General features: G+C 62.0%; 18 protein-coding genes. 3 read left to right on the forward strand and 15 right to left on the reverse strand.

Translation table 11 applies throughout. The features are described from left to right. The first annotated feature begins 126 nt into the window (after positions 1 to 126). On the forward strand, positions 127 to 2,610 hold the full coding sequence (plsB, locus tag BLT85_RS10920; protein WP_093397659.1) for a glycerol-3-phosphate 1-O-acyltransferase PlsB: 2,484 nt from the start codon (positions 127 to 129) through the stop codon (positions 2,608 to 2,610). Positions 2,611 to 2,614: 4 nt separating this feature from the next. On the opposite strand, the gene BLT85_RS10925 is transcribed toward plsB, so the two are convergent. The 5 genes from BLT85_RS10925 to ppc all read right to left on the reverse strand — a co-directional run bounded on the left by BLT85_RS10925 (position 2,615) and on the right by ppc (position 8,081). Beyond that, the gene (locus BLT85_RS10925) at positions 2,615 to 3,427 is read right to left on the reverse strand and encodes a class I SAM-dependent methyltransferase (RefSeq protein ID WP_093394524.1); all 813 of its coding nucleotides are present in this window, start codon (positions 3,425 to 3,427) and stop codon (positions 2,615 to 2,617) included. Positions 3,428 to 3,431: 4 nt separating this feature from the next. After that, positions 3,432 to 3,734: a hypothetical protein gene (locus tag BLT85_RS10930; RefSeq protein WP_093394527.1), complete on the reverse strand. Its 303-nt coding sequence runs from the start codon at positions 3,732 to 3,734 to the stop codon at positions 3,432 to 3,434. Between the two features lie 89 nt (positions 3,735 to 3,823). Then, positions 3,824 to 4,495 carry a tRNA (adenosine(37)-N6)-threonylcarbamoyltransferase complex dimerization subunit type 1 TsaB gene (tsaB, locus tag BLT85_RS10935; protein WP_093394530.1) on the reverse strand — a complete coding sequence of 224 codons (672 nt, stop codon included), beginning with the start codon at positions 4,493 to 4,495 and terminating at the stop codon, positions 3,824 to 3,826. A 91-nt stretch (positions 4,496 to 4,586) separates the two neighbouring features. Beyond that, on the reverse strand, positions 4,587 to 5,234 hold the full coding sequence (gene adk / locus BLT85_RS10940; RefSeq protein WP_093394533.1) for an adenylate kinase: 648 nt from the start codon (positions 5,232 to 5,234) through the stop codon (positions 4,587 to 4,589). 207 nt (positions 5,235 to 5,441) lie between these two features. Further along, complete coding sequence (gene ppc / locus BLT85_RS10945) at positions 5,442 to 8,081, reverse strand: phosphoenolpyruvate carboxylase (protein WP_093394536.1); 2,640 nt, start codon at positions 8,079 to 8,081, stop codon at positions 5,442 to 5,444. Positions 8,082 to 8,217: 136 nt separating this feature from the next. Between ppc and BLT85_RS10950 the strand changes: the two genes are divergently transcribed. Beyond that, complete coding sequence (locus BLT85_RS10950; protein ID WP_093394539.1) at positions 8,218 to 8,562, forward strand: pilin assembly protein; 345 nt, start codon at positions 8,218 to 8,220, stop codon at positions 8,560 to 8,562. Positions 8,563 to 8,571: 9 nt separating this feature from the next. On the opposite strand, the gene mazG is transcribed toward BLT85_RS10950, so the two are convergent. The 4 genes from mazG to cysM are packed head-to-tail and all read right to left on the reverse strand — an operon-like array spanning position 8,572 to position 13,893. Beyond that, entirely contained in the window at positions 8,572 to 9,357 is a 786-nt protein-coding gene (gene mazG, locus BLT85_RS10955) for a nucleoside triphosphate pyrophosphohydrolase (RefSeq protein ID WP_093397662.1), read from the reverse strand. Positions 9,358 to 9,392: 35 nt separating this feature from the next. Next, positions 9,393 to 11,642 (reverse strand): GTP diphosphokinase, encoded by a 2,250-nt coding sequence (gene relA / locus BLT85_RS10960; RefSeq protein ID WP_093394542.1) that lies wholly within the window; start codon positions 11,640 to 11,642, stop codon positions 9,393 to 9,395. Continuing rightward, positions 11,642 to 12,994 (reverse strand): 23S rRNA (uracil(1939)-C(5))-methyltransferase RlmD, encoded by a 1,353-nt coding sequence (rlmD, locus tag BLT85_RS10965; protein WP_093394545.1) that lies wholly within the window; start codon positions 12,992 to 12,994, stop codon positions 11,642 to 11,644. The genes relA and rlmD overlap by 1 nt, the downstream gene beginning before the upstream one ends. Next, positions 12,991 to 13,893, reverse strand: a complete 903-nt coding sequence (gene cysM / locus BLT85_RS10970) for a cysteine synthase CysM (RefSeq protein ID WP_093394548.1) — start codon at positions 13,891 to 13,893, stop codon at positions 12,991 to 12,993. Before cysM ends, rlmD begins: the two co-directional genes overlap by 4 nt. Before the next feature lie 102 nt (positions 13,894 to 13,995). Between cysM and BLT85_RS10975 the strand changes: the two genes are divergently transcribed. Beyond that, positions 13,996 to 16,818, forward strand: coding sequence for a response regulator (locus BLT85_RS10975; RefSeq protein WP_231701467.1), 2,823 nt, complete (start codon positions 13,996 to 13,998; stop codon positions 16,816 to 16,818). Here the strand turns inward: BLT85_RS10975 and acpS are convergent. Genes acpS through BLT85_RS11005 form a run of 6 tightly spaced genes read right to left on the reverse strand, consistent with a single transcriptional unit; the run spans position 16,807 to position 20,586 of the window. Continuing rightward, on the reverse strand, positions 16,807 to 17,187 hold the full coding sequence (gene acpS, locus BLT85_RS10980; RefSeq protein WP_093394551.1) for a holo-ACP synthase: 381 nt from the start codon (positions 17,185 to 17,187) through the stop codon (positions 16,807 to 16,809). The genes BLT85_RS10975 and acpS overlap by 12 nt on opposite strands. Then, positions 17,184 to 17,936: a pyridoxine 5'-phosphate synthase gene (gene pdxJ / locus BLT85_RS10985; protein WP_093394554.1), complete on the reverse strand. Its 753-nt coding sequence runs from the start codon at positions 17,934 to 17,936 to the stop codon at positions 17,184 to 17,186. The genes acpS and pdxJ overlap by 4 nt, the downstream gene beginning before the upstream one ends. Further along, positions 17,933 to 18,631, reverse strand: coding sequence for a DNA repair protein RecO (gene recO, locus BLT85_RS10990; protein WP_093394557.1), 699 nt, complete (start codon positions 18,629 to 18,631; stop codon positions 17,933 to 17,935). Before recO ends, pdxJ begins: the two co-directional genes overlap by 4 nt. After that, complete coding sequence (gene era / locus BLT85_RS10995) at positions 18,631 to 19,530, reverse strand: GTPase Era (RefSeq protein ID WP_093394560.1); 900 nt, start codon at positions 19,528 to 19,530, stop codon at positions 18,631 to 18,633. Before era ends, recO begins: the two co-directional genes overlap by 1 nt. After that, the gene (rnc, locus tag BLT85_RS11000; protein ID WP_093394562.1) at positions 19,523 to 20,212 is read right to left on the reverse strand and encodes a ribonuclease III; all 690 of its coding nucleotides are present in this window, start codon (positions 20,210 to 20,212) and stop codon (positions 19,523 to 19,525) included. The genes era and rnc overlap by 8 nt, the downstream gene beginning before the upstream one ends. Next, the gene (locus BLT85_RS11005) at positions 20,209 to 20,586 is read right to left on the reverse strand and encodes a DUF4845 domain-containing protein (protein WP_093394565.1); all 378 of its coding nucleotides are present in this window, start codon (positions 20,584 to 20,586) and stop codon (positions 20,209 to 20,211) included. Before BLT85_RS11005 ends, rnc begins: the two co-directional genes overlap by 4 nt. Positions 20,587 to 20,605 lie beyond the last annotated feature (19 nt).

The following is a 20,605-nucleotide window of genomic DNA, read 5'->3' on the forward strand; positions in this document are numbered from 1 at the left end:
TATGAACCGAAGCGGACCATTTCAAGAGCTCTGCGGTTCGTGCAGCACCGCCATGTCACGCGCCAACAAAACCGTTAGAATCGCCGCAAAATGAACGCGGTCTGCCGCGATGACAACGAGAACGATATGTCTGCGGGTTTTTCATCATTGTTCGGGCGGTTGCGCTTCGGCTTTCTGCGCCGCCTGCTGTTCACCTGGGCGCGCTCGGAAACCATAGCCAACTCGGCTTACAACGAGCGACTCGACCAGCATCGACCGATTGTCTACGTCCTGCCCTCTCGCTCTCTGTCAGACCTGCTGGTACTGGATCGTGAATGCGCCAAGGCTGGCCTGCCACGACCGGTGCGGCCCACGCATGCGCCGCTCGACGAGCCTGAAGCCCATGTATTTCTCAATAACGGCCACGCCTGGGTCAACCGGCCGGACCCGCGCGATCAATCCCCACGACTGCTGCGGGTTCTCGATGCGGTGGAACGCCAGCACGCCATGGAAGTGCAGCTGGTACCGGTAAGCGTTTTCTGGGGTCAATCGCCGGACGCCGAATCCTCGCCGATCAAGTTGCTGTTTGCCTACAACTGGGCGGTCGGTGGGCGCTTGCGCAAACTGATGGCAATCCTGCTGCACGGCCGCAAGATACGCGTGCGCTTCGGCGAACCGATGTCGATGCGCGGTCTTGTCGATGAGAACCTCGGACACCAGCGCAACGTACGCAAGGTCAACCGTCTGCTGCGCGTGCACTTCCGCCAGCAACGGGGCGCTGTGGTCGGTCCGGACCTGTCACACCGCAGCACATTGTTGAAAGGGTTGTTACGCGCACCGCTCGTACGCGAAGCGATAGCTCGTGAGATGCAGGAAAAGGACGTAGACGAAGCCAGGGCGCGAAGGGAAGCCTCGCGGTACGCCAACGAAATTGCCTCCGATTTCACCTACACCATCATCCGCTTCCTCGAAGTCGTCCTGTCCTGGTTCTGGAACAAGCTGTACAAGGGCATCCGCATTCATCACATCGAAAGAGTCCAGGAAATCGCTCGCGGCAACGAGATCATCTATGTGCCCTGCCATCGCAGCCATATCGATTACCTGCTGTTGTCCTACATTCTGTTCCAGAACAGCCTGACCCCACCGCATATCGCTGCCGGCATCAACCTCAACATGCCCGTCATCGGGGGCATCCTGCGGCGGGGCGGGGCGTTTTTCATGCGTCGCACTTTCAAGGGCAATCAGCTGTATACGGCAGTGTTCAACGAATACCTGCATACGCTGTTCAGCCGTGGTTTCCCCGTCGAATATTTCATCGAAGGTGGCCGCTCGCGCACCGGCCGCATGCTCAATCCGAAAACCGGCATGCTCGCGATCACCCTCCGCAGCTATCTGCGCAGTTCACGCCGGCCCATTGTCTTCGTCCCGGTGTACATCGGTTATGAACGGGTTCTGGAGGGTCGCACTTATCTGGGCGAGCTGCGCGGACAGGCGAAAAAGAAGGAATCGATCTTCGACCTGTTTCGCGTGCTCGGGGCGTTGAAGCTGCCGTTCGGCCAGGTCGCGGTCAATTTCGGCGAGCCGGTGGCGCTGAGCGAGTTCCTCGATCGACGCCAGCCGGGCTGGCGTGAGCTGAGCCAGGCAGAGCAGCACCGCCCATCCTGGCTGCCCCAGGCGACCAATGACCTCGCCCAGCTACTCGCCCGGTCGATCAACGCCGCGGCCGATGTGAACCCGGTGAATCTGGTCGCCCTGGCCATGCTCTCGACCCCGCGCCTGGCACTCGACGAACCAGCGCTGGCGCGCGTATTGGAGAGCTTCACCGCCCTGCTTCGCCGAGTGCCCTATTGCGGCTGCGTTACGCTGCCGCAGCTCGAGGGCCGCGCGTTGATTGGCTATGTGGAACAGATGGGGCTGATTGGTCGCCAGTCCGATGCGTTGGGCGAGATACTCTTCCTGGACGAGCCGCAGGCCGTGTTGATGACCTATTACCGCAACAACGTGCTGCATCTGGTCGCACTGCCTGCACTGATCGCTTGCCTGTTTCTGAACAATCCGCGTGTCACCCGGTCGCAGATCGAGCGGCTCATTACGGCTATCTATCCCTACCTGCAGGCCGAACTCTTCCTGCAATGGAACGAAGCCGAGCTGCCTCAGGTGATCGAGCAATGGATCAATGGTCTGATCGCCCAGGGATTGCTCCGCGAGGAGAACGAGCAGCTTCACCGTCCTGACCCAAGCTCGGGGGAGTTCGTGCTGCTCAGCTTGCTGGCTCGCACCATTATCCAAATGCTCGAGCGGTTCTACATGGCCGCCGCGCTATTGCTGAACAATCCGAACGGCAGCCTGACGGCGGAGGAGCTGGAAGGCCTTTGTACGGTGATGGCGCAACGTCTGTCGATTCTGCATGGACTCAACGCGCCCGAGTTCTTCGACAAGACACTGTTCCGCCAATTCATCCAGCGGCTGACCGAACTGGAGGTACTCAGCACCAACGGGGAGGGACGTCTGCATTTCCAGCCGGGGCTTGAGGAAATTGCCGAAAGCACGGCCAGACGCGTACTCAGCGCAGAAATCCGGTTATCGATTCGGCAGGTCGCCCGCACCTCCGCTCCAGCAGCCACTGTCTGAAACGTCAGCCGAGCTTTCTCAGCCCATAGATATCGTAACGGCTCGACTGTCCCTGCAGCTTCGCATTCGGCTCGGGGCCGTCGATTACCGGCGCCTTGCGCGGACGCTTCACGGCCACACGGTGGCTGGCCAGGCCCAGCGCTTCAGATAGCAGCTTCGGTGCGTCGAGATCGTCTCCTGCCAAGGGACGGAAGAGACGCATCTCCTTTTTCACCAGAGCCGACTTGTCCCGGTGCGGAAACATCGGGTCCAAATGGATGACTTGCGGGACCGGGCCGGCCCAGTCGCGCATCGCCTCGATCGCATCAGCCTCGGTCAGTCGCATTCTCGCGGCGATCTCAGCTACTTCACCGCCCGCTTGCAGCGCCCGGCTCAGCCCATCGGCCAGCAGCGCGGCGATCACCGGCTGACGCTCGATCATCATCACTTCGCAACCCAGAGCCGCCAGCACGAAAGCATCGCGCCCAAGACCCGCCGTGGCGTCGAGAACAGAGGGCCTGATAGAGCCGCGCAGGCCGACAGCACGCGCGACCATCTGCCCGGCGCCACCACCGTACTGCCGACGGTGCGCCAGCGCACCCTCTACGAAGTCGACACGCACAGCGCCTGGCGCTCCCGCCTCGGTCGAACGCAGACTGAGGCCATCGTCAGCCAACTGCAGCAATAGTTCGGTGGTGCTCTGCTCGGGTGGGACGGCAGGGATGTTGAGCCGATTCGCCAGGTGTTCAGCGGCTTGCTGATGCTCAGCGCTGAGCCAGGTGACGGCCAACGACGCGGAAACGGATTGAACAAAAGTGGCAGGAGGCGTAGCAATCATGGCGTCAGGCGTAGAGGTCAACGCCGAAGATGCCTTCGACCTCGGATTCCAGCGGCAGGTTGGCGGTAGATTCGTAGCTGGCCAAGGCCTGGTTGACGCGGCCATACACCGGCTGGGATGACTCGCGACGTGCAGGGATGTATTCGGCATTGGCAGACAGCGCAACGACAGCTCTGGGGGTCAGCGCCCTGGTCGGCTCGACCGGAGCCGCGTGGCCGGGACGAGCCGACTCACTGCTGGCCGGTGGGGCCACAGATCGGCTGCGCTCAACGAGCGAGTTGAATGGAAGCTGACCATCCAGACGCATTTAGCCACTCCAGAATGAGTCCCGCCAGATTATCCGCAGGACGCCCTTGCAGCAAAGCTTCGCCGACGAAGCGGCTTTTTCGCCTTCATTTAGCGTCCTTTCGGAGTCGCCACCTGATCCCGCAGATAGATTGGCTGAGCGTCAGCCGCATCCAGGGTTGCCCCGCTGCGCCAGGCTGGCAATGCCAGGTCGATCAGATCGCGTGCATCGGGCAGATAATCAGCGCCCGTAGCCGGGACCTTCACTGCAAGCCGATCAACATAAGACCAACCGGTGCCACAACCAAACTGCGGTTCGAAACCGTCAGGCACCGATACTCGCTCCGGCGAACAGACGACTTCTTCCGAAACCGGTTGCATGACACCTTCGACCAAGCGGAAACAGCCCCAATACACCTCGTCCATCCGCGCATCGATTGCTGCACATACCCTTTCGGCGCCCTGCTCGCGCCAACCCCGTTGGGCCAGAGCCGCCAGGTTGGAGACCGCGATGACCGGTTTGCCGCTAGCAAAGGCCAGCCCCTGCACCATGCCGGTGGCTATCCGCACCCCGGTAAATGCGCCGGGACCCCTGCCGAAAACCAGGGCATCGAGCTCATCAAGAATGACTCCGCTCTCGGTCAGTAGTTCATCGACCATCGGCAGCAGCCGCTGAGCATGCATTCGGGGAATGATCTCGAAACGGTGGAACAGCCTATCACCGTGCAGGAGCGCGGCAGAGCAGGCCTCGGTGGCAGTATCAATGGCAAGCAGGGTAGTCATGCTGGACGCCTGAAAAGGAAGCGATTGTACCCAAAACGCGAAAGCCCGCGCGACAGCATCGCACGGGCTTTCATTGATGACGCGTCAGTGTTCAGCTCAGCGCAGCAAGCACCTTGGCGGTGATCTGATCAACGCTACCGACGCCTTCGATCTTCGAACACTTGGGCGTACCGGTGGCTGCGGATACCTTGCTGTAGAACTCCACGAGCGGCTTGGTCTGGGTGTGGTAGATCTGGAGACGCTTGCGAACGGTCTCTTCGCGATCATCGTCCCGCTGAATCAGCGGCTCGCCAGTGACATCGTCCTGCCCGGTCACCTTCGGCGGATTGTACTGAACGTGATATACGCGGCCAGAGTTCGGATGGACGCGACGGCCTGACAGACGCTGCACGATCTCCTCGTCGTCGACCGCGATTTCCAGAACGTGGTCAATCGCGATGCCTGCCTCGGCCAGCGCCTCGGCCTGCGGAATGGTGCGCGGGAAACCGTCGAAGAGGAACCCGTTGGCGCAGTCTTCCTGCTTGATCCGCTCGCTGATCAAGCCGATGATGAGTTCGTCAGAAACCAGTGCGCCACTGTCCATCACTTCCTTGACCTGCTTGCCCAGCTCGGAGCCGGCCTTGACTGCAGCACGCAGCATGTCGCCGGTGGAAATCTGCGGAATATTGAACCGCTGGCAGATGAACTGGGCCTGTGTGCCCTTCCCCGCTCCGGGGGCACCCAAAAGGATGACACGCATTGTTGAACTCCTCATCTAACTGAAACCGGGCCGCCTGGGGTATCGGACCACAAGCCGGCAGACACCAGCGCCGCTGGTGTGCGAGATTCGCGCATGCAAGGCAGAAGCGATGCGAAAAGGGCGTTCAACATACACGCACAGCCTGGCATGTACAAGCTGGACCAAGGTCGAGGGCAGGGTCTTCCAGACCCCACCACGCCTCGCCGTTCAGCCGGTGTTGCGCATCCCTGCAGCGATCCCTGCGACCGTGACCAGCAATGCCCGCTCAAGCTCAGGGGTCACGTCCTGACCCTGCGCACGAGTGCGCTTGAGCAACTCCGCTTGAAGCACGTGCAGCGGATCGGTGTAGGGATTGCGCACGGCTACCGATTCGGCCAGCAGATGGCTCCGCGACAGTAGCCGGTCGGTCTGGCGCAGCTCCAGCACGCTGTCGATGGCCTGTTGCAATGCGTCTCGAAGGCGTGTGCCGAGCTCCCAGAGCTGAGGCTCGGCGAGACGCTCTTCATAGAACCTGGCGATGCCGCCATCCGCCTTAGATAGCACCATTTCCAGCATCTCGATGCGTGCCGTGAAGAACGGCCACTGCGACATCATGTCGCGTAGTTCGGGAGCCTGGCCGGCATCGATCGCTTCGGCCAGCGCCTGCCCGGCGCCGAGCCAGGCCGGCAACATCAGGCGCGTCTGGGTCCAGGCGAAAATCCACGGGATCGCCCGCAACGTTTCGATGCCGCCCTGCGATCTGCGCTTTGCCGGACGGCTTCCAAGGGGCAGCCGAGCCAATTCCTGTTCCGGGGTGGCCTGGCGAAAGTATTCGACGAATTGAGACTCGTGACGGACCACGCCACGATAGATCTCCACCGACCGATCGGCCAGCGCCTGCATGGTCTCGCGCCACTGCGGCTGGGGCGCAGGCGGGGGCAACAGCGACGCTTCGAGCACTGCACTGGTGTAGAGGCGCAGACTCTGCACGGCGATTCCCGGAAGCCCGAACTTGAAGCGGATCATTTCGCCCTGCTCGGTGACTCGGAACTGGCCGTTCACCGAACCCGGAGGCTGCGACAGAATCGCCATGTGCGCCGGCGCGCCGCCGCGACCCACCGTGCCGCCCCGGCCGTGGAACAATCGCAATTTGACCTTGCGCTCGGCGCAGACCCGGACCAGCGCTTCCTGCGCCCGGTACTGGGCCCAGCCGGCCGCTAGCGCACCAGCATCCTTGGCGGAATCGGAATAGCCGATCATGACCTCCTGTTCATCACCGGCGAGCGTCCGGTAGGCCTCGTATGAGAGCAGGCGGTCAATGGTCGAGGCGCCATTTTCAAGGTCGGAGAGCGTCTCGAACAGCGGCGCCACGCGCATCGGCCAGCGCACGCCCGTCTCCTTCAGCAGCAGTTTCACCGCCAGCACATCGGAGGCGTTCGAGGCCATCGAGATTACGTAGGAACCAAGCAGTCCGGCTGGCTGACTCGCCACCACCCGGCAGGTTTCCAGCACCTCGGCGGTCTCGGCAGACGGTGTCCAGTGCGCAGGCAACAGCGGCCGGCGACCGTGAAGCTCGTCGAGCAGCCATTGGCAGCGACGCTCCTCGCTCCACTCGCCGAAACGGCCCATCCCCAGATACTCGGTGAGCTCACTCAAGGCATCCGAATGCCGCGATGCATCCTGACGAATGTCCAACCGCACCAAACCCAGGCCAAAGGCGTTCACCCGACGCAGCACGTCCAGCAGCAAACCATCGGCGATGATGCGCATGCCGCTCTCGGTCAACGAGCGATAGCAGCATTCCAGCGGATCGCGCAGCTCCTCGAGCCTGTGGAGTACATCCTCCGGCTCGTCCGTCGGTCTGCGCAACGCCTGCTCTGCCCAGGAACGGGTCGCCTGCAAGCGGCTGCGCAGCTGTTTGAGCAGGGCGCGATAGGGTTCGTCACTGTCGCCAGCGAGTTGCAGCAACTCCTCGCTTGCGGCCTGCATCGATAGTTGCGACGTGAGTTGTTCAATGTCACGCAGGTACAGATCCGCCGCCATCCAGCGACCCAGCAGCAGCACTTCCCGGGTTACCGACGCCGTCACGTTGGGATTGCCGTCGCGATCCCCGCCCATCCAGGATGCCACCCGTATGGGGGCGGCTCGCACGCCGAGCGCATCGCCAGCCTCGCGGCCTATCTCGCTATCGAGCTCGCGTAGAAAGCGTGGAAGCGCCTGCCACAGTGAATGTTCGATCACCGCAAAGCCCCACTTGGCTTCGTCCACCGGCGTGGGACGATTGCGGCGAATTTCGTCGGTATGCCAGGCCTCGCTGATCAGCCGCGCGAGATCACTGCGCAGCTCGGCCGTCTCGCCGATACTCAGATCATCATGATCCCGGCGCTCCAGCGTAGCGGCGATCGCATCGTATTTCTGGATCAGCGTACGACGGGTCACTTCGGTGGGGTGAGCGGTCAACACCAGCTCAATGTCCAGCGTTTCAACCTGTCGTGTCAAAGACGGGCCGTCCAGCCCCGAGGCACGCAGCCGCTGCATCAGCTCAACCAGGCAGGTGTCTTCGAATCGCTCGGGCTCGTCCGGCCTGCGGCGGCGGATACGATGGTACTGCTCCGCGATGTTCGCCAGATTGAGAAACTGGTTGAACGCGCGGCAGACCGGCAGCAGTTGATCGTCGGGCAGGTCGCGCAGTGCGGCGAGCAGTGCGTCGTGCTCGGCCTGATCACTGCGGCGCCCCTGCTTGGCTCCAAGACGGATTCGCTCGATACGCTCGAGAAACTCATCCCCCAGGTGCTCCTTTATAATTTGCCCCAGGAGCTCGCCCAGTTCGTGAACGTCCGCGCGCAACCGTGTGTCGATCTCTGCCATGTCAGCCTCCCGGTCGATAAACGAATCACAGCATGCGTTGTCACTGATGTAGAGGCAAGTCGACGCGCACCGGTTCGATTCTGCGACGAAAAGACTTGCAGCCTAGAGCGATACCCAGCCAATCCCAGGGGGGAAAATGAAGATTCGTGAACTGACCCAGGAATGGGAGCGCACTGCGAAGGGGCGCATGACGCACGAGAGCTATCAGGTCAACCTGCCGGTCGAAGACGCCGCACGGCTGGCAGCCCTGCACGAGATGTACCCCAAGCGCTGCGTCGAAGAGCTGATCACCGATCTGCTGTCGACCGCGTTGGAGGAGCTTGAAGAATGCTTGCCTTACGAGCCCGGTGACAAGGTCATTGCGGTCGATGAGATGGGCGACCCACTGTATGACGACGTTGGCCCGACGCCGCGCTTCCTGGAGCTGAGCCGGAAGTATCTGCACGAGCTGACCGAGCAGCAGAACGAGCCACAGCACTGACACCGCAGCTTATAATCCGGCGCGCTTGGCCTCGTCCCACAGCTGATCGAGACGCGCCAGGCCGGCCTGCTCGATCGACTCGCCGGCCTGCGCCAGTTGGTCTTCAATGTAACGAAAACGCCGCTCGAATTTGGCATTGCCGTCCCGCAGTGCCGTTTCGGCATCTACCTTCAGGTGTCTGGCGAGGTTGACCGCGCAGAACAGAAAGTCCCCCACCTCCTCCGCGACCGCCTGCTGATCACCCTCGGCTATCGCCTCGCGGATCTCGTCCATTTCCTCGCTCAACTTGGCCACCACCGGCGCTGCTTCCGACCAGTCAAAGCCCGCGCTGGCGGCGCGCTTCTGTAGCTTCTGGGCGCGGCTCAGCGCCGGCAACGCCGCCGGAACATCGTCCAATAGCGAGAGCTGCTGAGGCTGCGCGGCCTTTTCGGCACGCTCCTCTGCCTTGATTTCTTCCCAGCGCTGTTTTACCTGATCCGCTTCGATGGCCAGCGTGCCTGCAGGGGTGTGCAGATTGCCGTCGGGAAACACGTGGGGATGCCGCCGGACCAGCTTGCGGGTAATGCCATCGACTACCTGCTCCCAGTCGAAGTGACCTGCTTCCCGGCCGAGTTGCGCGTAGTACACCACCTGGAACAGCAAGTCGCCGAGTTCGCCGGACAGTTGCGGATAGTCCTGCATGGCGATGGCATCCGCTACCTCATAGGCCTCCTCCAGCGTATGCGGCACTATGCTGGCGAAGTCCTGTTCCAGGTCCCAGGGGCAGCCATGCTGCGGATCCCGCAGGCGCTGCATCAGATACAGCAGGTCATCCAGCGTATACCGGTCGCTCACGCACGGTTTTCCTGACGGTTGCGACGCGCCTCGATGATATTGGGCAACTGACCGATACGCCCCAACAGCCGGCCGAGCAGATTAAGCGTGGGGATCTCGATGGTCAGCAGCATGGATGCGCAGTTGTCATCCCTGCTGGTACGAGTGCTGACTTCCAGCACGTTGATCTTTTCGTTGGCGAGCAGCTGCGACACGTCTCGCAGCAGGCCGGCTCGGTCGTACGCGCGGATATAAATCTCCACCGGGTAAGTCTGCACCGGCTTGCCGCCCCAGTTGACCTCGATCAGTCGATCCGAGTCGCGGTCCTGCAGCTGCATGGCCGTAGCGCAATCGGCACGATGGACGGTGACGCCACGGCCAAGGGTGATGTAGCCGATGATCGGATCGCCCGGCACCGGCTGGCAGCAGCCGGCCAGTTGCGTGAGCAGGTTGCCCACGCCCTGAATGTATACATCGCTGCGCCGCCCTGTCTTGCTCGGCCGCCTCGGGATCAGCTCGAGCTGCTGCTCGGTGTGCCGGTCCGGCTCGACCAGTTGCTGGGCCACGTTGACCACGTGGGCCAGACGCATATCGCCGGAGCCGACCGCAGCGAACAGATCTTCCTGGCTGCGGATGCCGAGGCGGTCGATCAACTGTGCATAGTCGGCGCCGTTCAGCGCCAGGCGAGTCAGCTCGCGCTCCAGCATCAGCTTGCCAGCCTGCACGTTCTGCTCGCGCGCCTGCAGCTTGAACCAGTGCTGAATTTTCGCGCGAGCCCGTGAGGTGTTCACGTAGCCCAGGTTGGAGTTCAGCCAGTCGCGGCTCGGACTGCTGTGCTTGCCAGTGATGATCTCGACCTGCTCACCGGTCTGCAAAACATAGTTCAGCGGTACGATACGGCCGTTGACCTTCGCACCGCGGCAGCTATGGCCGATTTCGGTATGCACCCGGTAAGCGAAGTCCAGCGGCGTGGCGCCCTTGGGTACGTCCAGCACGTGGCCATCCGGCGTGAACAGGTAGATACGGTCCGGCTCGAAATCGACACGCAGCTGGTCAGCCAGACCGCCGATGTCGCCCATCTCCTCGTGCCACTCGAGCACCTGACGCAGCCAGGCGATCTTGTCTTCGTACGCGGTGGACGAAGCGCTGACATCGGTGCCCTTGTAACGCCAGTGCGCGCAGACGCCGAGCTCGGCTTCCTCGTGCATAGCCTGGGTGCGAATCTGCACCTCGAGCACCTTGCCTTCCGGGCCGATTACCGCCGTGTGCAAAGAGCGATAGCCGTTCTCCTTGGGGTTGGCGATGTAATCGTCGAACTCGTTGGGGATATGTCGCCACAGGCTGTGCACGATGCCCAGCGCGGTGTAGCAATCGCGCACCTGTGGTACCAGAATGCGGACCGCACGGACGTCGTAGACCTGGCTGAACTCGATGCCCTTGCGCTGCATCTTGCGCCAGATGGAATAGATGTGTTTTGCCCGCCCGGTGATGTCGGCATGAATGCCGGCATCTACGAGTTCGGAGCGCAGCTGAGCCATCACATCCTCGATATACACCTGGCGATCCAGCCGGCGTTCATCGAGCAACTTGGCGATCTGCTTGTACTGTATGGGCTCGAGATAACGGAACGACAGATCCTCGAGTTCCCACTTGATATGACCAATGCCGAGGCGGTGCGCGAGCGGCGCGTAGACGTCGAATACTTCGCGCGCGACGCGATAGCGCTTGGGGTCCGGGGCATCCTTCACGGCTCGGATGGCACAGGTACGTTCGGCCAGCTTGATCAGCGCAACGCGAACGTCGTCGATCATGGTGACGAGCATCTTGCGCAGCGTTTCCACCTGCGACTGCGGATTGAACATCGTCGCCTTGGCCGGGTTCTGCGAGACGCTGATGGCAGCCATGCGCTGCACGCCGTCGACCAGCATGGCCACCGCACTGCCAAGACGCTTCTCGACCGCCGCAAGTGTAGTTTTGCCCTCGCGCACGGCGCGGTAGATGACCGCAGCGACGAGCGACTCCTGGTCGAGCTTGAGGTCGGCAAGGATTTCGGCCATCTCCAGACCGGTGCGGTAGCTACTGGTGCCTTCGGCCCAGATATGCTCCGCGGCGATGGCCGCCTGCTCCAGTTCTTCCGCCCACACACAGGCGTCTCTGAGCAAAGCCGGCGTCGGAAGCGGCACCCGGGCCTCGATGCGTGTGATCCAGGCATCGAGGTTGACACTACCATCCCGGTTCGTTGGGTGTTCCGCGCGTACTTGTACCATTAACTCTTGTCCTTGCCAGACACGAACAGTGCCATGGCTTCCACATGGGCGGTTTGCGGAAACATGTCCATGATTCCCGCCTGTACCAGCCGATACCCCCTGCCCGCCAGGATGCCCGCATCACGGGCCAGCGTAGCCGGGTTGCAGGATACATACAGTATCCTTTCCACGCCGCGATCAGCGAGCGTATCCATCAGCGTTTCGGCTCCATCACGTGGCGGATCGAGCAACGCTGCATGGTACTGCTGCGCCGGCACATCATCGGCAAGTCGCTTCGACAAGTCGGCCTTGGAAAAGTGCGTTCGAGCGAGCGCATTTAATCCGGCGTTGCGCTGTGCCTGCAATACCATTTCATCGCTGCCCTCGATGCCGGCGACGAACGCACCGCTACGCGCCAGGGGCAGGGAGAAATTGCCTACTCCGCAGTATAGATCCAGAACGCTCTCGCCTGGCTGCAACGCAAGCCACTCAAGCGCCTGGTTGACCATCGCCTGGTTGATAACGGCATTGACCTGGGTGAAGTCGCCTGGAGCGAATTCGAAGCGTAGCTGCTGATCCGGCAGTTCATAGGCCGGCACGCGCGCATCGCCGACCGGCTCGGCGCGGTCGTTTTCGCCTGCTTGCAGCCAGAGCGATACACCATGAGCCGCAGCCAGCTCAGTCAGGGCGGCCACGTCATCTGACGATAGCCGGCCGAGATGACGCACCAACATCGCCGGAGCCGTTCCGCCGATCAGCTCGACGTGCCCGAGAGACTGCTTGGCATCGAGTCGACGCAGTACGTCGGGCAACGCCTTGATCAGCACTTCGAGCTCCGGAATCAGGATCGGACATTCGGCTACCTCGACCAGATCGCTACTGGCACGTTGGCGATAGCCGACCTCCAGCCGCTGCCCCCTGGCGTCCCAGCGCATGGCCAGGCGTGTACGCTGGCGATAGCCGTATGCCGGACCGAGCAGAGGCGGCATCCAGCGCTCCGGCTCAAGCCCGGCGAAGTGCTGCAGTTGCTGCGCCAGTGCCTGTTGCTTGATGCGGATCTGCAGTTCGTGCTCGATATGCTGCTGATTGCAGCCGCCGCAGAGGTCGGCGTGCCGACAACGCGGCGTCACCCGCTCGGGTGCCGACTGCTTCACCACATCGATGCGCGCCTCGATCAGCTTGCTGCGGGCACGCACTACCCGTGCGGACACCTGCTCGCCGGGCAGACCGCCCTCGACGAACACCGTGCGCCCTTGCCAGGTACCGATGCCGCGCCCGTCATGCGTCAGCCGTTCCAGCCCCAGCTCGATACGCTGCCCTATTGCTGCCGGCGCGTCCGTGTTGCGCCGTGCGCGCCCCCGATGTCTGTTCATGATGTGGGATCGAACACCCCGGTGGACAGGTAGCGATCGCCCCGGTCGCACACGATGGCAACGATGACCGCGTTTTCCACTTCCGCGGACAGACGCAACGCGGCCGCCACCGCACCGCCGGAGGAGACCCCGGCGAAGATGCCCTCTTCGCGCGCCAGGCGGCGCATCACGTCCTCCGCCTCGGGCTGGTTCATGTCGATTACGCGGTCGACCCGGCTGGCATCGAAGATACTCGGCAGGTAGGCCTCCGGCCAACGGCGGATACCCGGAATTGCTGCGCCCTCCATGGGCTGCAGGCCAACGATCTGAATATCCGGATTCTGTTCCTTCAGATAGCGCGACGTGCCCATGATCGTGCCTGTGGTGCCCATGGAGCTGACGAAGTGGGTAATGGTGCCCCGGGTGTCGCGCCAGATCTCCGGCCCGGTGCCGGTGTAGTGCGCCTCGGGGTTATCCGTGCTGGCAAATTGATCAAGAACCTTACCGTGCTTGTCGGCATGCATGCTCATCGCCAGGTCGCGTGCACCTTCCATACCCTGCTCGCGGCTCACCAGCACCAGTTCGGCGCCATAGGCCGACATCGCCGCCTTGCGCTCGGTGCTCATGTTGTCCGGCATGATCAGCACCATTTTGTAGCCCTTGATCGCTGCGGCCATGGCCAGCGCGATCCCAGTATTGCCCGAGGTCGCCTCGATCAACGTATCGCCCGGGCTGATTTCGCCGCGCTGCTCGGCGCGCTCGATCATCGAGAGCGCTGGCCGATCCTTGACCGAACCAGCCGGATTATTGCCTTCGAGCTTGACCAGGATGGTATTGCTGGTCTCTCCCGGCAGACGCTGCAGGCGAACCAGCGGGGTATTGCCGATGCAGTCGGCGATGGTTGGGAAATCGATGGTCATCGAAGGGCACCTCGGGGAATTCGGACGCGGGGTTGCGCTCGGAAGGCTGTGCTTTTGAGTCAGTCGGCCTATGATACCGGCATCGGTAGAATGGATATAGATATGAACGACATTGGCATCAAGACACGCCTCCTGTTGATGACGCTGCTTCCCTCGGGCCTGCTCGCGATTGCGCTGGGTGGCTACTTCAGTTGGCAGCACCTGCGAGTCCTCGACGAACAGTTACTCGAACGTGGGCTGATGACCGTTGAATATCTTCAGCGTCCGGCTGCCAGCGCCCTGCTGGACGACCAGCCGAGCCGGCTGCGTCCGCTGATATCCGAGGTGCTCAACCATAGCGATGTGCGCGCAGTCAGTCTGTATAACGAGGACATGCGTCGCCTCGAGCACAGCGGCCCCAAGATGCATCAGGCCGAGCGCACCGTGCCGGGCCAACTGGGTGCCGGCACTGGGCTGCAGGTGCAATCCGGGCCGCGCAGCAGCCGCTTCATGCTGCCGCTGCTCGCCAGCGCCGACCTCATCGAAGAGCGGGACCTGGCGAACGTGGAAACCGATGCGCTGCTCGGGTGGCTGGAAGTCGAACTGAGCCATGGCAACCTGTGGATCCTGCGTTACCAGACGATCCTCAGCACGCTGTTGCTGATCATTGCCGGGCTTATCGTGACCGGCGCCATGGTGACGCTGATGGGTCGTCGCATCACCGACCCGGTCAGACAGATCAACCTGGTTATCGGCAAGCTCAGCGAGGGCCAGCTTGATCAGCGCCTGCCTCCACAGGGCAGCCGCGAGCTGAACGAGCTGGCGGACGGCATCAATACCATGGCCGAGACGCTGCAGAGCGCACAGGGCGAGTTGCAGCAGAACATCGATCAGGCCACCGAAGACTTGCGCCAGACCCTCGAGACCATCGAAATACAGAACATCGAGCTGGATCTGGCGCGCAAGACCGCGCAGGAAGCCAGCCGCATCAAATCCGAATTCCTGGCCAACATGAGCCATGAATTGCGCACCCCGCTCAACGGCATCCTCGGCTTCAGCAATCTGCTGCAGCGTACCGACCTGAGCAACCGTCAGCAGGAATACCTCGGCACCATCGAAAAGTCTGCGGACAACCTGCTGGCGATCATCAACGAGATTCTCGATTTCTCGAAGATCGAGGCTGGCAAACTGGTTCTCGACAACCTGCCTTTCAATCTGCGCGATCTGATTCAGGACACGCTGACCATGCTTGCGCCAGCGGCTCATCAAAAGAGCCTGGAGTTGGTCAGCATCATCTATCGGGATACGCCGCTGGGCCTCAGCGGCGATCCGCTGCGACTCAAGCAGATTCTCGCCAACCTGATCAGCAATGCGATCAAGTTCACCAATCAGGGCTCGGTCAGCGTTCGGGTGATGCTCGAGCAGGAAGACGAGGCGCATGCCCTACTGCGTATCAGCGTGACCGACACCGGCATCGGCCTCACTCCGGCGCAGCAGAAATCACTCTTTCAGGCGTTCAGCCAAGCCGATAATTCGCTGTCGCGCCAAAGCGGCGGGACCGGGTTGGGACTGGTTATTTCCAAGCGTCTTGTCGAGCAGATGCAGGGCGAGATCGGGCTCCACAGTCAGCCCGGGGAAGGCTCGGAATTCTGGCTGACGCTGCGCCTGGGCAAATCCAGCCAGGCTCGTGACGACCTGCCGCGCAAACCGCTCGACGGTCTGCGCGCCGCGCTGGTCGAACCGCAGATGCTGAGCCGCCAGGCAGTGCTGCACAATCTGGAAGACCTTGGCTTCAGCGTGAGAACCTTCGAGTCCGCGCAAGCACTGCACACTTCGTTGCTCGGCTCAGGCAATGGCCGGGCCGAGAGCTTCGATCTGGTGCTGTTGAGCACCCGCCATGCCGACTGCCCTGCCGAGGACATCTTCGACATGGTACGTCGCTGGTCCGAGCGCGAACTGTGCAAGACGCTGCTGTTCACTGATACCACCGAGCATTATCCGATGCTCGACATGCTGCCGCGTGCAAGCTGCCAGGTGCTGTCCAAGCCGATCTGCACACGCAAGCTGTTCCGCGCCGCGCTGCATCTGCTGCGTCCGGGCACCGCGACGCCCGCGCCCGCTCGGGTCAGCAGTAGCGAGCCAAAGGTTAGCGTGCTTTGCGTGGACGACAATCTGGCCAACCTCAAGCTGGTCGAAGCGCTGCTGTCCGACATGGGCGCCCGGGTGCTCACCTCCACCAGTGGAGAGGATGCCCTGGACGTGATGAGCCGGGAGCAGGTCGACCTGATATTCATGGACGTGCAGATGCCCGGCATGGACGGTCGCCAGACCACCACCGAACTGCGTCAGCGCGAAGATGCTGCAGACTGCCCGGCGGTTCCGATCGTTGCGCTGACGGCTCATGCGCTGGCAGGCGAGCGACGGCAACTGCTCAAGTGCGGCATGAACGATTACATGAGCAAACCAATCAATCCGGAGCAATTGCGTCACTGCGTGCAGAAGTGGACCGGCGTCACACTCGACCCGCTAGCCGATAGCGTGCCGGGAACCGATATACCCGGCGGCACCCGACCTGCTCCGGAAGCTTTTCAGGGACCGACCAAACCCTCCACCAGCCAACAGGTTCTGGATCGCCAGGAAGGCTTGCGCCTGGCGGCCGGCAAGGCCGATCTGGCCGCCGACATGTTATCGATGCTGATCGCCGGGCTGCCCCGCGAACGCCAGCAGATCGAACAAGCCCGCATCGACGGCGACCGCAACGCGTTGCTTGAGGCGGTACACAGGCTACATGGTGCTACGCGGTATTGTGGTGTGCCAGAGCTGCGAGCCTGCTGCAACGAGGCTGAAAGTCTGATCAAGCAGAACCGTGATAGCGAGGTGGCGGTGGAAGGGATTCTCCAGGCGATGGATCGCCTCAAGCAGTGCTACGCAGCCCTACCCAGCTGACCAGACGACGAACGCCAGCGCCTGCTCGCGTTCGTCGCTGAGCGACAGCAGCATGCGCCCGCCGCCGCGGGCCTGCATCAAATCCGCCGCGGCTCCGGACACCAGCACATGCGGAGCGCCTTCGGGGTCATTGTCGATTTGCAGGTCATGCCAGGAAAGCCCCTTGGCCAACCCGGTGCCCAATGCCTTGAGAATTGCTTCCTTGGCTGCGAAGCGCTTGGCGAGGTAGCGCGCCGGCTGTGAATGCCGGCGGAATCGCTCCAGCTCGGCGTCGGTCAGAATGCGCCGGGCGAAGCGCTCGCCTTGCCGACCCAGCACTGCTTCGATCCGACTGACCAGCACCAGATCGGTACCAATCCCCAGGATCATTGAGCGGTAGACGTGGCGGCCGCTGCCAGCATCAGCTCACGCATCTCCCGCACTGCAGTTGCCAGGCCGCTGAACAGTGCTCGCGCGATGATCGCGTGGCCGATATTGAGTTCGTGGATCCCTGGAATCGCAGCGATCGGCTCGACGTTGTGATAATGCAGACCGTGCCCGGCATTGACCACCAACCCCAGCTTGCGCGCGTACGCCGTCCCTTCGCGGATCCTCTTCAAGGCCTGTGCCTGCTCATCGCCCTCGCTGTCGGCGTAGTGCCCGGTATGCAGCTCGATGACCGGCGCTCCGACCCGCGCGGCTGTTTCGATCTGGCGGGGGTCGGCGTCAATGAACAGCGAGACTTCTGCTCCCTGGCCGGACAACTCCTCGACCGCCTCCTGCACCCGGGCCTGATTGCCCGCCACATCCAGCCCGCCTTCGGTGGTCAGTTCTTCGCGGCGCTCGGGCACCAGACAGACATGCGCGGGTCGGATTGTCCCGGCAAAGGCGAGCATCTCGTCGGTCACCGCCATCTCGAGATTCATGCGGGTCTGCAACACCTCGGCGAGCAAGCGAACGTCGCGCTCCTGAATATGCCGGCGATCCTCGCGCAGATGCACGGTAATACCGTCTGCACCGGCCTGCTCGGCCTCGATCGCAGCCTGGACAGGATCCGGGTAACGGGTGCCGCGCGCCTGACGCAGGGTTGCGATATGGTCGATATTGACGCCAAGCAGAATACGCGAAGGATGGGTCACGACTGGACTCCTTTGGCTGATGAAAACAACTGTCGGCTCATTAGGGGACGATCGCCGAGATGAACGCTGAGCGCCTGCCGCATCAGCAACTTGGCCGCACGCAATGTAGCTGGATCGGTCCAGTCATCGGCGGCCATATGCAACAGGGACACACCTGGAAAACCAGCGTTGGGCGGTGCCTCGACTCGAGCCAGGCCCTGATCCGCCTGCCAGCCGTACCGAGCGTCGGGGTCGAGAGGCTGCCCCCACGCATCAACCGTCAGACTGAAGCCATAACCGAGAACATCCAGCAGCTGCCACTCGAACCGGCGCAACACAGGCTCGACCGGCGCCGAACTACCGAGTGCTTCAAGCGCGCTCTGGTAGGCGGCAAATAACAACGGCTGCGGATCGGCAGGCCGTAGCAGGCGCAGCAGCAATTCGTTGAGGTAGAGTCCGCTGAACAGATGATCACCCTGAAGCAGCGTGTAGCTGCCGGCGGTCTCGGCCGAGGCAAGCGTCTTCAGCTCGCTGCGGCCAGCCAGGCCGACCATCATCGGCACGAATGGCTGCGGTCCGCTGCCTTTGCGCGACCCCCGCGCTCCGCGCCAGACCACGCGCTGAACACCTTCATTGAGCGTCAGCAGATCGGCCAGCGCACTGGTGTCCCGATAGGGCCGACTATGTAGAACGTAGGCCGGACTGAGCGGATGCATTACTGATCGAAGCGATAGCCCAGCGAACTGAGGGCGCGTTCGTCATCGGACCAGCCGCGTTTCACCTTGACCCACAGGTTGAGCATGATCTTGCTGCCGAACAGCTTCTGCATGTCCAGGCGGGCTTCCTGACCGATCTTTTTCATCCGGTCACCACCATCGCCGATAATGATCTTCTTCTGGCCTTCACGCTCGACGAGAATCAGCGCATGGATATGCAGGATCTTGCCTTCCTGCTTGAACTGCTCGATTTCGACAGTCACCTGATAGGGCACTTCTGCGCCCAGCTGACGCATGACCTTCTCGCGCACCAGCTCAGCGGCGAGAAAGCGCGAGCTGCGATCGGTAATCTGGTCTTCCGGATAGAAATGCTCGCTTTCCGGGAGACGTTGAGCGATGACCTTTTCCAGTTCGGCTATGTTCTGTCCGTGCAGGGCGGATACCGGCACGACTTCCGCCTCGGGTAGCTGCTCGGTAAGCCATTCCAGGTGCGGCAACATCTGCCGCTTGTCTTCCATGCGGTCGACCTTGTTGACCACGAGGATGACCGGACAGGGCACATGCCGCACGCGGTCGAGCACCAGCTCGTCCTCGTCGGTCCAGCGCATCCGGTCGACCACGAACAAGACGACGTCGACATCCCGCAGCGCCTGACTGGCGCTCTTGTTCATGAACCGGTTCAGGGCCTTCTCATTGTCCTTGTGCAGGCCGGGCGTATCCACGTAGATCGCCTGTACACCCTCTTCGGTTTTGATACCGAGCATGGTGTGACGCGTAGTCTGCGGTTTGCGCGAGGTGATGGCGAGCTTCTGGCCAAGGATGTGATTGAGCAGGGTCGACTTGCCAACATTCGGTCGACCGACGATGGCGACATAGCCACAACGTGTTTGTTCATTCATCGTCTTTCTCCACCCCTAGCGCAATAAGTGCGAGCTGAGCTGCTTCCTGTTCGGCGAAACGCCGGCTACTACCGGTCCCGAACGTACGCTCGGCCAGCGGCGCGATCTGGCATTCGACCCGGAAGACCCGGCAGTGAGCTTCACCACTGCTGTCGATCACCTCATACCGAGGGAGTTCACACTGACGCGACTGCAAATACTCCTGGAGTCTCGTCTTGGGGTCCTTGTTGTTATCCACCAGCGTCAACGTGGCGATATGCTCCTGAAGCCAGAACAGCGTCCGTTCGCGTGCCTGATCCATACCCGCATCGAGGTAGATCGCGCCGATGATCGCCTCGGTGGCGTCGGCGAGAATCGATTCACGCCGGAAGCCGCCGCTCTTGAGCTCGCCTGAGCCCAGCCGGAGATAGTCCCCAAGTTCGAAACCCTTGGCCAGCTCGGCCAACGTCACGCCCTTGACCAGACGAGCCCGCAGGCGCGAAAGCTGACCTTCGCGTGCCTGAGGGAAACGTTCGAACAAGGCTTCTGCTGCGACGAAATTGAGAATAGAGTCGCCGAGAAATTCCAGACGCTCGTTATTGCGCCCACCAAGGCTGCGGTGGGTCAGGGCCAGGATCAGCAGATCCGGGTCCTTGAAGGTATAACCAATTTTGCGTTCCAGTCGGTCTAGCTTGTTACTCACTTGATGGGTCTGACGATATGGGTTTCATCGAAATGGATCAACAGATCCACGGTCTGGAGCAAAGGCGTGCGTACTTCGTACTGAATCACGGCAGTATAGGTATCGGTACCGCTCGAGGTGAGTTTGACCGCTTCATCGGCCTTGATGTCACGAATGCCGTTGATGTTCATGCCCTTGCTGATAAACGACTGGTACTCGCGCAGCGAATTGATCTTCACGCTCGGATCTTCGTTCGGCGCCAGGACGATCTTGCGCAACGCGAAATGATCCATGTAGATCGGAATGACCTTCATCGCCACAACCAGGGCGAATACGATCAGCGTAATGACGGCTAACCAGCCAAAAAAAGACATGCCCTTCTGGGAGTGGCGCATGAGTACCTCGTGACATCCA

The organism is Halopseudomonas xinjiangensis, assembly GCF_900104945.1.
GTDB lineage: Bacteria > Pseudomonadota > Gammaproteobacteria > Pseudomonadales > Pseudomonadaceae > Halopseudomonas > Halopseudomonas xinjiangensis.